Here is a 14,361-nt window from a genome sequence, read left to right on the forward strand (position 1 = left end):
GGTTTGAAATTCTGCTCATGCGGTGGCGTGCTCCAGCGACTTTCGCATGAAAAACCGGGCGTGGCCCCGCGGATAGTCGGGCAGTTCGCCGAAACAGGTGTAGCCGAGGCGTTCGTAGAACGCGCGGGCCTGGAATTCGTGCGTGTCCAGCCATGCGTCGTGGCAGCCGCGGGCCAGTGCCTCCTCTTCGGCCAGCTGCATGAGACGCGTGCCGAAACCGCGGCCGCGCAGATGTTCGGGCACGACCAGCAACTGCGTGAACAGCCAGCCGTAGCTGGTGGCTCCCCACATGCCGCCGACCACCTGTTCCCCTTCGTCGTGCAGCAGCACGCCGAGCGGGCGGTGTCCGCTGGGGCCGGCCTGGTTTTCGTTGAATTGCCTCAGGGGCGCGAGGATGGCCTTGACGTCGGCTTCTTCGGCGTTGTCGGTGACGATGAACGAATAGGGCATTGGCGTTATTGCAGGGTGGGCTCCATGCGCAAATATACAACGCACGTTCCTCCTGTCGGTCGGTTACGGGACTACGCCCGTGGATGCAAAAGCTAAAACGCCCTTTCCCTCACCTCCCTGACAAAGGTCTCCGCCGCTTCGACAATCGTGTCGCCGACATAGGCGTACTGCCGTGAAAAGGGCGGCCATTTGTCACCCAGCCCAATGGCATCGTTGATTACCAGCACCTGTCCGTCGCAGGACGGACCCGCACCGATGCCGATGGTCGGAACCGGGATCTCGCTGGTGATGGTCTCGGCGAGCGTATCGGGGATGTGCTCCAGCACCAGCATGAAAGCGCCTGCCGCGGCGATGGCGTTCGCTTCCTCGCGGATGCGAGCGGCGTCTTCGGCTTCGCGGCCGACCTGACGGAAACTGGCCGAAGTCTGGGGGGTAAGGCCGGTGTGGCCGACGACGTCTACGCCGTTGGTGACTAGGTGTTTGATCAGGTCGAGTTTGGGGCCTTCCAGCTTTACACTGTCGGCACCGGCTTCGAGCAGTGACCGCGCACTCTGCAGGGCGGTGTCGGAGTCGTGGTCGCTGCCGTACGGCAGGTCGCCGACGATATGGGTGGAAGGAGCGCTGCGGCGCACCGCGCCGGCGTGGTAGCACATGTGTTCGAGCGTGACCTCGCGGGTGCTGTCGAAGCCCATTTCCACCATGCCTACGGTGTCGCCCACGAGCAGTACGGGAACGCCGGCTTTCTCCAGGCTGCGGGCGATCGGTGTGGTATAGGCGGTCAGCATGGGGATCGGATGCACCGACTTCATGCGTCGAAGCGATTCTGCGGTCTGTTTTGTCGTGTTGCTTGCTGGCATTCGTAGCTCGTCTGGTTGATGCCCGGGAGGCGGGCGCAATAGTGTGAACAAGCCCTGGTCGATCTTGAGGTACATGAGGTCGAGATCGTCGGCGATTTCTGCCCTCATGCGTTCATAGAACAGGCGCGCAGTCTGTTCGGCTTGTAGTCTGACCAGACCATTCTCGGAATTGCGTCGGCGCAGCAGATTGCGCGGGCGCTGGTCATCAGTGCACTTCCCGCGCCTTGTCCGCGGTGATGCCGGGTCGCGTAGAGATCGACGATGTGCATGGCGCGGGCGGCAAGTTCGGCGTCATAGCCGAAATGATAGAGCAGATAGTCGATAACGACGCCGTCACGCTCCGCTACCAGTGTGTGGAACGCAGGCGTCGGTCCGAAGCCGTCGCGGCGGAACAGTTCCGGTGTCAGGCGCGCGTCGGGGGGCGTCGCCCAGTGCGCGCAGGTATTCGGTGTCATGGTAAAGCTCCACCACGCGAGCGGCATCGGTCTCTGTAGCGCTGCGGATCTGGAGATTCATGAGGTTGTTCGGAACCGGATCGTCGTAAGCACGGAGGGGAAGTATAGAAAAAAGGCCTCAAAGCTGCCGCGCCGCCGCTTCTCCTTCGGCCTGGTCGACGAAGCACAGCAATACGCCGCCGGCCAGGAATAGCAGTAGCAGCGACAGCATCGCCAGGCGCTGATCCCCGATGAACAGGGCGACGCCGCCCATCAGGGTCGGACCGATCACGGCTGCGAACTTGCCGAGCATGTTGTAGAAGCCGAAGAACTCGGCCGATTTGCCGGGCGGAATGAGGCGGGCGTAGAAAGCGCGGCTGAGCGATTGTACGCCGCCGAGCACCAGGCCGATGACGATCGCCACGGCGTAGAACTGCCAGGTTTCGCGCATGACGGAGGCGGCCACCGTGACGAGTGCGAAAACGGCGATGCCGATGCCAATGCTGCGCTTGGTGCCGAAGCGTTCGCCGAGTCGGCCGAACACGACTGCGGAGGGAAAGCCGACGAACTGGGTGATGAGCAGAGCTGTGATCAGCTGCGAACTGTCGAAGCCGAGTGCCAGACCATAGTCCACGGCCATACGGATGACCGTATCGACGCCGTCGATGTACAGCCAGTATGCGATCAGGAACAGCGAGAGTACTCGCAGCCGGCGTATCTCGTGAAACGTACAGACGAGCTGAGCCCAGCCACCGGCGACGGCCCGGCCCGCGCCGCTGCCTCTGGCCGCCGGTTCCGGCACCCACAGCAACAGCGGGATGGAAAATACGGTCCACCAGGCGGCGGTGAACAGAAATGACAGGCGCACTGCGGCCGCCGGGTCCGCCAGGCCGAACCAGTGCGGCTGCAGGGTCAGGGCGACGCACACGGCGAACAGCAGGCCGCCGCCGAGATAGCCGATCGCGTAGCCGCCGGCAGACACGGCGTCGTAGCGGTGCGGCTTGGCAACGTCGACCAGCAGAGAGTCGTAGAACACGTTGGCGCCCATGAAGCCGATGGTGGCCAGTGCGTAGAGCGTTGCAGCCAACTGCCATTGGCCGGCCTGCAGCCAGAATAGTGAGCCGGTCATAGCGACGCCGAGGCCGGCAAAGCTCAGCAGCAGACGTTTTTCAGGCCGCCGCTGTCGGCGACGGCGCCGATGAACGGCGCCACCAGCACGATGACGAGGCTGGCCAGGGAATTGGCGGCACCGAGATGGAAGGTGATGTCCGGAGAGGCTTCGCCGCGACTCCAGAATTCACGGAAGAACACCGGGAAGAAGCCGGCGATCACCACCGTGGCGAACGCGGAATTGGCCCAGTCGTAGAACATCCAGGCCCAGGTCTGGCGGGGGTGTCGGAGAAGCATGTCGGGACTATCGCATGCGCAGTCCGCGCAGAGAAGATTGCGAGCCTGTCGTCTACGCTGGCCCAGGCACGATTGTGTTTCTAGCAGTGTCGTGGTAAGCCTGTTTCAGCCCCGCTGATCATGGGGCTGCTTTGGGCTATCAACAAGTGATTCCGCCGTGAATCGGCGGAGAAGGGGAGAAAGAGAACATGAACGGATCCATGCGTTTGGACCTGTTCGGCAAGGTGATTCTGCGTCTGTTTGCCGTGTTGGGGGTGGTGTCGATGCTGTCGTATGCGGGCAGCGTACGGGCTGAGTCCCTGATCACCACGATAACGACCGATCGTTTGCTGAACATCATGACTGGCGAGGGCTATGCGGCCTCGAGCACCGGTCGTCCTGGGCAACTGTTATGGAAGATCGACGGCTACAGCGCCTATGTCTACGTGCAGGGCGATGGCCAGATCATCAAGTTTCGCAAGGGTTTCAGCGGCAAGGCTTCTCTAGCGGCGGTCAATGCCTGGAATCGGACGAAGCGGTATTCGACGTCCTTCATCGACAGTAAAGGGCGGCCGAACCTTAAGATGTATCTCGTATTGGACGGCGGTGTCAGCGAGGCGCACGTGAAGGGCTATCTGAAAAACTGCCGCACGTCCTTCGTCGTGTGGGTGCGACACCTCAGAGCTTCCCAATAAATAGCCTCGCCGCCGGCAGCTAACTGATCCGCAGGCTTTCCCGCCCCGCTTCCGAGCGGGGCGGATGGTGCTAAAGGGCCCGGGCGACCAGTTGGATTTCCGGATCGTCCGGGTTGGGTCGAACCGAGAACCCCAGACGGGTCATGAGTTTGAGCATGGGGCGGTTGCGCGAGATGACCTCACCTTCCATCCGCCGCAGGCCGCGCGCGTGCGCGGTACGCATGAGGTGCTCCATGAGCCGTGAGCCGATGCCCTTGCCGTGCCAGGCGTCGGCGACGACCAGGGCGAACTCGCAGCTTTCATGGTCGGGGTTGGTGATGTAGCGCGTGACACCGATCTCGATCTCTCTGTTGCCCTGCTCGGTGACCGCGATGAAGGCCATCTCGCGGTCGTAGTCGATTTGCGTGAAGCGCACCAGCATTTCCGGCGTGAGGGCGTTGAGCGTCTGCCGGAAACGGAAGTACTTGCTTTCCTCGGACAGCCCAAGAACGAAGTTCTGTTCGGCCTCGGCGTCTTCCGGGCGGATTGGGCGGATGAGAATGTCCGTGCCGTTGGCCAGTTGCCAGTGCTGGGTGAGGTGGGCCGGATACGGGTGGATCGCCATGTGTTCGTAGGGATCCGGTCCGGTGGTGGCGGGGGCGACCACGAAACGGGCGTCTACCGCAACCACGCCACGGTCGGTCGCAATCAGCGGGTTGACGTCCATTTCCTGGATCTCGGGCAACTCGCAGACCATTTCCGAGACGCGCAGCAGCGCGTGTTCCAGCGCGTCGTGATCGATCGCCGGCAGGTCGCGGAAATCCTTGAGCAGCCGCGCCATGCGGGTGCGTTCGACCATGGACTGGATCAGCAGGGAGTTGAGCGGTGGCAGGGCGATGGCGCGGTCCTTGAGGATCTCGACCTGGGTGCCGCCGGCGCCGAAGCTGATCGACGGCCCGAACACCGGGTCGCGCACCACGCCGATGAGCAGCTCGCGGGCGTTGCGCGTGTCGGCCATGCGTTCGACGGTGATGCCGTCGATCTCGGCGTCGGGGTGCGTGCGCTGTACCGCTTCGATGATTTCTCGATAGGTGGTGCGCACGCCGGCCGCGGAGCGGACGTTCAGGCGTACGCCGCCGACGTCGGATTTGTGGGTAAGACCCCTGCCGCTGATTTTCATTGCCACCGGCAGGCCGAAGGTCTGCGCCGCGACCAGCGCCTCGTTGGCGTTGCGCGCGAGCATCGCCGGCATCACCGGGATGCGGAAGGCGGTCAGCATGGCCTTGGATTCCAGCGAGGTGAGGACGCGCCGGCCTTCGCTCAGCGCGCCTTCGATGATCATGCGTGCGCCTTCGATGTCGGGTTCGGCATGCTCCGACAGCGATCCCGGAACCTCCATCAGCAGGTGCTGGTTGCGGTTGTAGCGGGCCAGCGATGCGAAGGCCTCGATCGCCGCTTCGGGGGTATGGAAGTAGGGCACGCGGGCTGCGGCGAAACGATCCCAGGAGGGGGAGACCTGTTTCTGCCCCATCCAGCAGGTGAGTACCGGCTTGCCCTGGCGCGGCGTCTTGATTACCGCCTCGGCACAGCCCTCGGGGTCGGTCATGCCCTGCGGGGTGAGCATGACCAGCGCGGCGTCGACGTTGGGGTCGCGCAGCACGAGGTCCAGCGCCTTGCCGTAGCGCTCCGGGCCTGCGTCGCCGAGGATGTCGATGGGGTTGGCGTGCGGCCATTGCGGCGGTAGGACGCCGTCGAGTTTCTCCAGCGTCTGCGGCGTCAGCTCGGCCAGCTCGATGTGCATGTCGGTGGCGTGGTCGGTGGCCAGAACGCCGGGGCCGCCGGCGTTGCCCATGATGGCCAGGCGTTCGCCGCGCAAGCGATGGCTGCTGGACAGAATCTGGGCGGCCGAGAACAGTTGTTCGATGGTGTGGGTGCGCACTACGCCGGCGCGCTCCAGGGCGGCGTCGAAGACGTCGTCGGCGCCGACTAGGGCGCCGGTGTGCGAGGTCGCCGCGCGCGAGCCCGCCGGATGGCGGCCAGACTTGATCACGATGACCGGCTTCATGCGCGCCGCCGCGCGCAGGCCGCTGATGAAGCGCCGTGCGTCCTTGATGCCCTCGACATAGAGCAGGATGCTGCGCGTGTGCGGGTCGAGGGCGAGAAAGTCCAGGATGTCGCCGAAGTCGAGGTCGGCGGCGTCGCCCAGCGAGACGACGGCGGAGAAGCCGACCTTGTTCGGTTCGGCCCAGTCCATGATCGCGGTGCATAATGCGCCGGACTGCGAGATCAGCGCGAGGTCGCCGGCGCCCGCCTGGTTTTTGCTGAAGGTGGCGTTGAGGCCGAGGTGCGGGCGAATCAGGCCGAGGCAATTCGGGCCGAGGACGCGGATGTCGTAGCGCCGCGCGGTGTCGAGGAGGTCCTCCTGCAGGCGCCTGCCGTCCTTGCCGCCTTCGCCGAAGCCGGCCGAGACGACGATGGCGGCGCCAATGCCCTGTTCGCCGCACTCGCGCAGTACGCCCGGCACGGTGTGCGCCGGGCTGGCAATCACCGCCAGATCGATGCGGCCTTCGATGGCGCCGACGTCGGCATAGCAGTGCAGGTCGCCGAGTTCGGTGTATTTCGGGTTGACCGGGTATATCTTGCCCTTGTACTCGGCCTCGATGAGGTTCTGCAGCAAGCGGGTACCGACGGCGCCGGGTTTTTTGCTGGCGCCGATGACCGCAATACTCGTGGCGGCGAAGAAGGTCTCCAGCGAATGATGTGCGCTGCGCATGACGCTCTCCGATGACTGATTTCATGTGATGGTTGGAATGATCACAGCATACGCCAAAATACCCTGGATTCGTGCAGGGAAACCCCGATTGAATCGCGAACGGTGGCTTGGGGCGAAGTGCGCCGCGCGAGCCTTGTTCATCTTGTCCATGGATCGCCTGTTGAGGCTGCCGGGGCAGCCATTCGTTCGGTGTGTTCCGAAGAAAATATGATCTGGAACAACCCCCTTGCCTTCCAATTCGCTATCCTGCCATCGACCATCAAGGCAACGGAGGCCGGCAGGGCAGGGAATGGCGATGTTTCACAGTATCTATATCGCAGGAGCCGAGCCCCGCAGCGGCAAATCGCTCGTCGCGCTCGGCATGATGGAAATGCTCACCGCGAAGACGCCCAAGGTCGGATTCTTCCGACCGATCGTCGCCCAGGATCAGGCGCCTGATCCGCTGACCCATCTCATCGGTCAGCGTCACAACATCGGCCTACCGTCCGAGGCCCTGTATGGGGTCACGCAGGAACAGGCGGCCAGGATGATCGCGCACCATCAGTACGAGGAACTGCTGAAGGTGATTGTCGAAAAGTTCAAGGCGATCGAGCAGTCGCACGACATCGTGGTCTGTGTCGGTTCGGACTTTTCCGATGAGACTGCGCCGCTGGGCCTGGACTTCAACGTGGAGCTGGCCAACAACCTCGGTTGTTCGCTGCTGCCGGTGATCAGGGGGCACGGAGACAAGGCCTCCGATACGGTCGATGCGGTGATGCTGCTGGAGGAATACCTGGAAGGGCAGCATTGCGAACTGCTCGCCGCCTTCGTCAATCGTGTCGATCCCGGGCGGGTCGACGAAGTCCGCGACAAGCTGGCGGAGGCTAGATTCCCCTGCTACGTGTTGCCCGAGCGCTCGATGCTGGGCAAGCCGACCGTCGGCGAGATCGCGCGGGATCTGAACTTCGAAACGTTTGCCGGCGACGAGGCGTTGCTGAACCATGTTGTCGAGGGATTCAAGATTGCGGCGATGCCGGTGGATGAATTCCTCTCACGTCTGGATGAAAGCGGCACACTGGTGATTACGCCGGGCAGCCGGCCGGATGTCGTGCTCGCGTCCCTCGCGTTTCATGCGGCGCTGGACACGCCGACGATCTCGGGCCTGCTGCTGACCGGCGGCGACCGGCCGGCGGAGTCGGTGCTGCAGGTCGTCCGCGGGTTGCAGGTATCGCGCGTGCCCATCCTGCTTTCGCCTTGGGATACCTTCACCACCGCGATGAAGGTGACCGAGGTCAAGGGTAGCATTCTGCCCAGTGACGACGGCAAGATCGCCCTGGCGCTCGGGACTCTGGAATCGAACGTCGACGTGGCGGAACTTGCAGACTTGCTCACGCGCAAATCCGGCCACAGCCAGCGCAAGACGCCGCTGATGTTCGAGTACGAGCTGATCCAGCGCGCCAAGGCGCAGCGCAAACACATCGTGCTGCCGGAAGGCACCGACGAGCGTATTCTGCGTGCGGCCGAGATCATCAGCCTGCGCGACGTGGTCGATTTGACGCTGCTCGGAAACGAGGAACGGGTGCGCCAGAAACAGCAGCAGCTCAGCCTACAGTTGCGCGGGGTGAACATCGTCGATCCGGAGCGATCGCCCTGGCTGCCCGAGTTCGCGCAAACCTATTATGAACTGCGCAAGCACAAGGGCATCACGCTGGAGATGGCGACCGACACCGTGCATGACATCAGCTATTTCGGCACGCTGATGGTGCACCACGGCTATGCCGACGGCATGGTGTCCGGAGCGGCGCATACCACCCAGCACACGATCCGGCCGGCCTTCGAGATCATCAAGACCCGTCCGGGCACCACGCTGGTGTCCAGCGTGTTCTTCATGTGCCTGGAAGACCGGGTGCTGGTGTATGGCGACTGCGCCGTCAACCCGAATCCGAACTCGGAACAGCTTGCGGACATCGCCATCGCCGCGTCGGAGACGGCGCAGCGCTTCGGCGTGGAGCCGCTGACCGCGATGCTTTCCTATTCGACCGGTGAATCCGGCAAGGGTACCGACGTGGAATTGGTACGAGAGGCCGCGCGCATTGCCCGCGCGCAGCGTCCGGACCTCAAGATCGAGGGCCCGATACAGTACGATGCCGCGGTCGACGCCTCGGTGGCCAAGTCCAAGCTGCCCGGCAGTGAAGTGGCCGGTCGGGCGACGGTGTTCATCTTCCCCGACCTGAACACCGGCAACAACACCTACAAGGCCGTGCAGCGCTCCGCCAACGCGATCGCCATCGGTCCAGTGCTGCAGGGCTTGAACAAGCCGGTCAACGATCTGAGCAGAGGCTGCGAAGTGCCCGACATCGTCAACACCGTCGTGATTACGGCCATCCAGGCTCAAGCGCAGGAATGAGCCGATGAATATCCTGGTGCTGAACGCCGGTAGCTCCTCGCTCAAATACAAGCTGTTCGACATGGCGGACATGCGCGAGTTGGCCAAGGGTATGGTCGAACGCATCGGCGAGGCGGATGCCGGGATGACGCATAAGTGGCACCTGGATTCGCCCTGCCCGACGCAGAGCGAGGATACCTTGAACGTTCCCTCGCACCATGATGCGCTCGAGCGCATCATGCAGCATCTGGAGCAGTCCGGTGTGGTGCGCGATGCGTCGGAAATCGCGGGCATCGGCCACCGCGTGGTCCACGGCGGCGAACATTTCGACCGGCCGGTGCTGATCGACGACGAGGTCGTCGAGGTGATCATCCAGACCATCGCGCTGGCGCCGCTGCACAATCCGGCCAACCTGGAAGGGGTCGAAGTCGCGCGCAAGCGTTGGCCGGGGCTGCCGCAGGTCGCCGTGTTCGACACGGCTTTTCACCAGTCCATGCCGCCCGAGGCGTACCGCTACGCCGTACCGCGCGAGCTGTACGACGACTATCGGGTGCGGCGCTATGGCTTCCACGGCACCTCGCATTGTTTCGTCAGCAAGGCAGCGGCCCGCTGGCTGGGCAGGCCGCTGGAAGAACTCAACCTGATTTCGCTGCATCTGGGCAACGGATGCAGTGCGGCGGCGATCAGGGGCGGGGCCAGTGTCGATACCTCGATGGGGATGACTCCGCTGCAAGGCCTGATGATGGGTACCCGCTCCGGCGACATCGATCCGGCCCTGCCGTTCTTTCTGCAGCGCGAGGCGCAGATGGGGTCCGGCGAAGTCGAATACATGCTGAACCAGCGCAGCGGACTCAAGGGCATCTGTTCGCTGTCGGACATGCGGGAGGTCAATCAGAGCCCGGATGCGGATGCCCGGCTGGCGGAGAAGATGTTTGCCTACGCGATCAAGAAGTACATCGGCGCCTATTACGCCGTGCTAGGTCGCGTCGACGCGCTGCTGTTCACCGGTGGCATCGGCGAACACGCGGCATTGATCCGTCGGCTGGTCTGCGAAGGACTCGAGGGTCTTGGGTTGATCCTGGATCCCGCGGCGAATGCAGAGACCAGCGGCGAATGCAGATCGATATCGACCACCGCGTCGCCTGTTCGGATCCTGGTCGTGCCCACGGACGAAGAACTGGAAATCGCCATCAGTACTGCCGAACTGGTGCGAAGCTGACTGCGCGGCCGACTCAATCCATGCGCGGTAAACGCGTTATGCTCTGATGAATTTCGGCGGGCCAATGCCGCGCCGGTCAATTCAATGTTTGAGTGAGCTGCGCACGCATTGCGCGCGTTGGCTGGAGCCGCTGGAAAATCTCGCCATGTCCATATTGTATTTTTTTCATCCCGCCTGCCGACTGCACGAAACCAGCCCAGGTCATCCGGAAAACGGTGCGCGGCTGGATGCCATCAATGATCAATTGATCGCTTCGGGCGTCGATCCGTGGTTGATGTCCCGCGAGGCGCCGGCAGTGACCCGCGAACAGCTCGAGCGCGTTCACGCGACGGCCTATCTGGATGCCCTCGAAAATGCCGCGCCGGCGGAATCGATCTGCTATCTGGACCCGGATACAGTGATCGGGCCGCACAGCATTGAGGCCGCGAGGCATGCGGCTGGAGCGGTGGTTGCAGCCGTGGATGCGGTAATGACCGGTGATCCGCGCCGCGCGTTTTGCGCCGTTCGCCCCCCTGGCCATCATGCTACGCGTACGCGCGCCATGGGTTTCTGCCTGTACAACAACGTGGCTGTGGGCACGGCGCACGCGCTGGCCGAATATGGCCTGGAGCGCGTGGTTGTGGTGGACTTCGACGTCCACCACGGCAATGGGACCGAGGATATTTTTCACGACGAAGCGCGGGTGTTCATGGCCTCTAGTTTTGAAAAGGACCTGTGGGTGGAGAGTTCGCCGCAGAAGGCGGGCGACAATATGCTGTGGCTGGAATTCGCGCCCGGCACGCAGAGTGCCGCGTACCGTGAGCGCTTCGAGAAGGAGCTTTTGCCGGCAGTGGACGCCTTCCGGCCGCAGTTGCTGATGATTTCGGCGGGGTTCGATGCGCACCACGACGATGAGATCTCGCACCTCTACCTGACGTCGGAGGACTACGGTTGGCTGACGCAGAAGCTGACGGAGATCGCCGATCCTCATTGCGAGGGGCGGTTGGTGTCGGTGTTGGAAGGTGGGTATAACCTGGCGGCGTTGGGGCGCAGCGTGGCGGCGCATTTGAACGCGTTGTTGGATTGAGGTTCGGTTTTTCGCTTTGTTTGTTTTGAAGTTGACGTGCTTGTTCGCCATAGGCGCCTGTTTCGGGCGCGATTCAGAGGCTGGTGGTTCTGATCTGAATTGGTGACGCGCCCGAGCCGATTTCTTTGAATGCGCAAAGAAACCGGCGAAAGAAACGCACCCCCGAGATCGCTTGTCCCTGACGGGCAACCTCGCGAACGTACCCCTGAACGGGGCCCGCAGCCATTCGCTTCCCTGCGAAGGGCTGCTTGGCCGGCATCCCTGCCGGCCATCCCCGCCCAGGCGCACGTTTGCGAGGCAAGCGATCAGGGGGGCCTAACGTCAAAACAGGGCGAGTCCGACAGTTAAGCGCCCTGAATAAGTCTGTTCAGGGCATTGGACGTTAGGGGTACGTTCTGTTTCGACGTTCGGGTCCCGTGTGGCCTTGTCTCGAGCGTGCGCCCCGGCGCGGGGTCGGGCGGCAGGACGCCGCCCGAGCTGGCTTTGCCTGGAAGGCAAGTGCCTGCGGTGCCCCGTGACGGGGTGTGCGCTCGAGGTTTGCCCGTCAGGGACAAGGCCTTTCGGGCGCCTTTCTTTCGCCTCTTTCTTTGGGCGTGCAAAGAAAGGGGCTCGGGCGCGTCATCTCAGCAGATAGATGCCTCTCACATCGAATCGCGCACGAAACAGACCACCATCGCCAGCTAGTAAGTCGCCTCCCCTCACGCAAGAACACAACAGTCATCGCGAATTCGAGTCCGAAACGAACAAACAAAAGCTATAGATGCCCCGAGCCCTAGTGCACTTCCTGCGTCATCGCCTCCAACGCCTCCCGCTCGGCCTCGTGGCGGGCGGCACGCCGTCCGCGGTGCGAGGCCAGCAGGGCGTCTGCGGTGAATATGCCCAAGGCGATCCAGATCAGCACGAAGCCGATCCAGCGCAGCGGCGACATGGCCTCGTGCACCACCGCCACGGCGATGATGAACTGCATCGTCGGGGCGATGTACTGCAGCATGCCGAGCGTACTCAGCGGAAGCCGGCGTGCAGCGGCGGCGAAGCTGGCCAAAGGTACCGTGGTCGCCAGCCCGGTCGAGATCAGCAACAGCGTGGATGTGAGGCCGTCGCTGGTGAAATGCGTCTGTCCCTTGCTGCCCAGCCAGAGCAGCACCAGAAGCGCGATCGGGGTCAGCAAGAGCGTTTCGATGGCCAGGCTTTGCACCGCCCCAGTGTGTCGCCCGGCGAATTTTTTCGCCAGACCGTAGAAACCGAAGCTGAAGGCCAGCAGCAGGGAGAGCCAGGGCGGGTGCCCGTAGGCGACGCCGATACAGATCACGGCGACCAGTGCCAGAGAAACGGCCACCCATTGTTGGACTCGCAGACGTTCGCGGAGGATTATGACGGCGAGCAGCACGGTAATCAGCGGATTGATGAAGTAGCCCAGCGAGGCTTGCAGCACCTGGCCGTTGTTGGTGGCGTAGACGTAGCCGGTCCAGTTCAGGCTGATGAATACCGCGGCGATGACCAGATAGCCGAGCTGGCGCCGGTCGGCGAGGATGCGCCGCAGATCGCTCAGATGTCGCGTAACGGCCAGGATCAGCACGCACAGCGCGAGCGCCCAGATGATGCGGTTCGCGACGATTTCCACCGCCGAGGCGAACTCCATCTGCATGAAATACAGCGGAAACACACCCCACAGCGTATAGGCGGTCAGGCCGAACAGCAGGCCGCTGCGCGGGGTGCCGACGTTGGACATTCGGTTTTCCTCGGGAAAGCTGGGGTCGCGTCCCTGGCCGGAGCGGCGGTGGGAACATCGGGTGGAGAGCGCTCAGGATAGCCGAAGAGACAGCCTGCGTGGAGCTGCAGTGCGCCAGGCCGTCTTTCAGAACGGCGTTAGCGGATTTCCGGTGTTGCTTGGTGGTGGCCAGCCTGTTCGAGGCCGGATAACCAGCGTTCGGCCTGGCGCGGATGAGTGAACTCGATCCATTCCAGGTGCGGATACGCGGCCGATTTGCGCAGCACGGTCAGTTCGCGGCGGCGGCGTTCGAATGTGGTCAAGACCCAGAGCAGTATCGAGTCCCTGGAGAGGAAGGTCTTGCGGAAGGTTTCGCGATTGCCGTGCCAGAGCGGTTCGTTCGACAAACAGCGCCGGATCGAGCGTTTCAGACTGCGCCAGAAAACGCGGGGTTTGCCGTAGTTGAGCCAGATCAGACGCTCGGCTTGCGGCCACAGGACCTCCCGGACGTGGCCGTAGTTGCCGTCCGCGATCCAGGCCGGGCCGGCCGTCGCTTCGCCGACGAGACGGGCGAACTCCTCCTGCGGTTTTGGTCGCCAGTGTTCGCTCCAGAACAGTTCGTCGAGTTCGATCCAGGTCGCTCCCGAAACGTCTGCGAGCCGGCGCGCGAAGGTGCTTTTGCCGGCACAGCTGGTGCCCACGACGAGGGTGCGCTTGGCGGAGGTTGGCGTCTTTTTCATGGGAGGCTTGGCAGTGCGGCGAAACAACAGCGACGGTTGTCGCCAAGACGTTCTTGCAGGGACGGCCTCCCTCCAGGCGCAGGCTCTGCGCCTGGAGGGAGAGGGCGTTCAGCCGTAGTAGGCCGGTTCGTTGCCGGCTATCCACTTGATGTTGCAGCCCAGGCTGGGCACCTGCTCTGCCGGCGCGGCTCGACCGGCCAGCACGGCGTCGGTGGCGGCACGCAGGCTGTCGCCGGTGACCGGGATGTCGCTGCCCGGACGCGAGCCGTCGAACTGGCCGCGGTAGTAGAGCTTGTGGTCGGCGTCGAACAGGAACAGGTCGGGCGTGCAGGCGGCGCGGTAGGCCTTGGCCACCTTCTGCGACTCGTCCAGCAGATAGGGGAAAGGGAAACGGAAGCGGCGGGCATCGCCGCGCATGCCGTCGGGGCCGTCCTCGGGGTGACTGGCGATGTCGTTGGATTGGATGGCGGCGATGGCGAGCCCCTTGTCCATGTACGCGCGGGCATAGCGCGAGAACTCGTGGCGGATCAGCTGCACGTAGGGACAGTGCACGCAGATGAAGGCAACCAGCAGCGGCTTGCCGGCGAAATCGTCCAGCGAGACGCTGTCGCCGCTGACCACGTCCGTAAGGCAGAAGTCGGGGGCGGCAGTGCCCAGTTCGAGCATGGTGGATTCCGTGCGTGCCATTG

Annotated in this window: 13 protein-coding genes; 4 read left to right on the top strand and 9 right to left on the bottom strand. The window is 63.5% G+C overall.

The annotated features are described in order from the left end of the window. Positions 1-15 precede the first annotated feature (15 nt). The 5 genes from P8014_RS01395 to P8014_RS01415 all read right to left on the bottom strand — a co-directional run bounded on the left by P8014_RS01395 (position 16) and on the right by P8014_RS01415 (position 3,148). Positions 16-450, bottom strand: a complete 435-nt coding sequence (locus tag P8014_RS01395; RefSeq protein WP_337815518.1) for a GNAT family N-acetyltransferase — start codon at positions 448-450, stop codon at positions 16-18. Between the two features lie 92 nt (positions 451-542). After that, the gene (gene panB, locus P8014_RS01400) at positions 543-1,415 is read right to left on the bottom strand and encodes a 3-methyl-2-oxobutanoate hydroxymethyltransferase (protein WP_337815519.1); all 873 of its coding nucleotides are present in this window, start codon (positions 1,413-1,415) and stop codon (positions 543-545) included. Beyond that, positions 1,412-1,762: a GNAT family N-acetyltransferase gene (locus tag P8014_RS01405; protein WP_337815520.1), complete on the bottom strand. Its 351-nt coding sequence runs from the start codon at positions 1,760-1,762 to the stop codon at positions 1,412-1,414. Before P8014_RS01405 ends, panB begins: the two co-directional genes overlap by 4 nt. Before the next feature lie 118 nt (positions 1,763-1,880). Further along, a complete protein-coding gene (locus P8014_RS01410) occupies positions 1,881-2,870 on the bottom strand; it encodes an MFS transporter (RefSeq protein ID WP_337815521.1) in 990 nt (329 codons plus the stop codon). A 23-nt stretch (positions 2,871-2,893) separates the two neighbouring features. After that, a complete protein-coding gene (locus tag P8014_RS01415; protein WP_337815522.1) occupies positions 2,894-3,148 on the bottom strand; it encodes a hypothetical protein in 255 nt (84 codons plus the stop codon). Between the two features lie 188 nt (positions 3,149-3,336). Here P8014_RS01415 and P8014_RS01420 point away from each other — a divergent pair, with 188 nt between their 5' ends. Further along, positions 3,337-3,822 carry a YbjN domain-containing protein gene (locus P8014_RS01420; protein ID WP_337815523.1) on the top strand — a complete coding sequence of 162 codons (486 nt, stop codon included), beginning with the start codon at positions 3,337-3,339 and terminating at the stop codon, positions 3,820-3,822. Between the two features lie 70 nt (positions 3,823-3,892). On the opposite strand, the gene P8014_RS01425 is transcribed toward P8014_RS01420, so the two are convergent. Beyond that, complete coding sequence (locus P8014_RS01425; RefSeq protein ID WP_337815524.1) at positions 3,893-6,574, bottom strand: bifunctional acetate--CoA ligase family protein/GNAT family N-acetyltransferase; 2,682 nt, start codon at positions 6,572-6,574, stop codon at positions 3,893-3,895. A 295-nt stretch (positions 6,575-6,869) separates the two neighbouring features. On the opposite strand from P8014_RS01425, the gene pta reads away from it, so the two are divergent. The 3 genes from pta to P8014_RS01440 are packed head-to-tail and all read left to right on the top strand — an operon-like array spanning position 6,870 to position 11,224. Next, positions 6,870-8,960 carry a phosphate acetyltransferase gene (gene pta / locus P8014_RS01430; RefSeq protein WP_337815525.1) on the top strand — a complete coding sequence of 697 codons (2,091 nt, stop codon included), beginning with the start codon at positions 6,870-6,872 and terminating at the stop codon, positions 8,958-8,960. Between the two features lie 4 nt (positions 8,961-8,964). Next, positions 8,965-10,158 (top strand): acetate kinase, encoded by a 1,194-nt coding sequence (locus P8014_RS01435; protein WP_337815526.1) that lies wholly within the window; start codon positions 8,965-8,967, stop codon positions 10,156-10,158. Between the two features lie 46 nt (positions 10,159-10,204). Further along, positions 10,205-11,224 (top strand): histone deacetylase family protein, encoded by a 1,020-nt coding sequence (locus P8014_RS01440; RefSeq protein WP_337815527.1) that lies wholly within the window; start codon positions 10,205-10,207, stop codon positions 11,222-11,224. 772 nt (positions 11,225-11,996) lie between these two features. Here the strand turns inward: P8014_RS01440 and rarD are convergent. The 3 genes from rarD to P8014_RS01455 all read right to left on the bottom strand — a co-directional run bounded on the left by rarD (position 11,997) and on the right by P8014_RS01455 (position 14,359). Further along, complete coding sequence (rarD, locus tag P8014_RS01445) at positions 11,997-12,953, bottom strand: EamA family transporter RarD (RefSeq protein ID WP_337815528.1); 957 nt, start codon at positions 12,951-12,953, stop codon at positions 11,997-11,999. Positions 12,954-13,090: 137 nt separating this feature from the next. Continuing rightward, a complete protein-coding gene (locus P8014_RS01450) occupies positions 13,091-13,672 on the bottom strand; it encodes a hypothetical protein (protein WP_337815529.1) in 582 nt (193 codons plus the stop codon). 108 nt (positions 13,673-13,780) lie between these two features. Beyond that, a complete protein-coding gene (locus P8014_RS01455) occupies positions 13,781-14,359 on the bottom strand; it encodes a thioredoxin family protein (protein WP_337815530.1) in 579 nt (192 codons plus the stop codon). Between the last annotated feature and the right edge of the window lie 2 nt (positions 14,360-14,361).

The organism is Acidihalobacter sp., assembly GCF_037381185.1.
In the GTDB taxonomy this organism is placed as follows: Bacteria; Pseudomonadota; Gammaproteobacteria; order DSM-5130; family Acidihalobacteraceae; genus Acidihalobacter_A.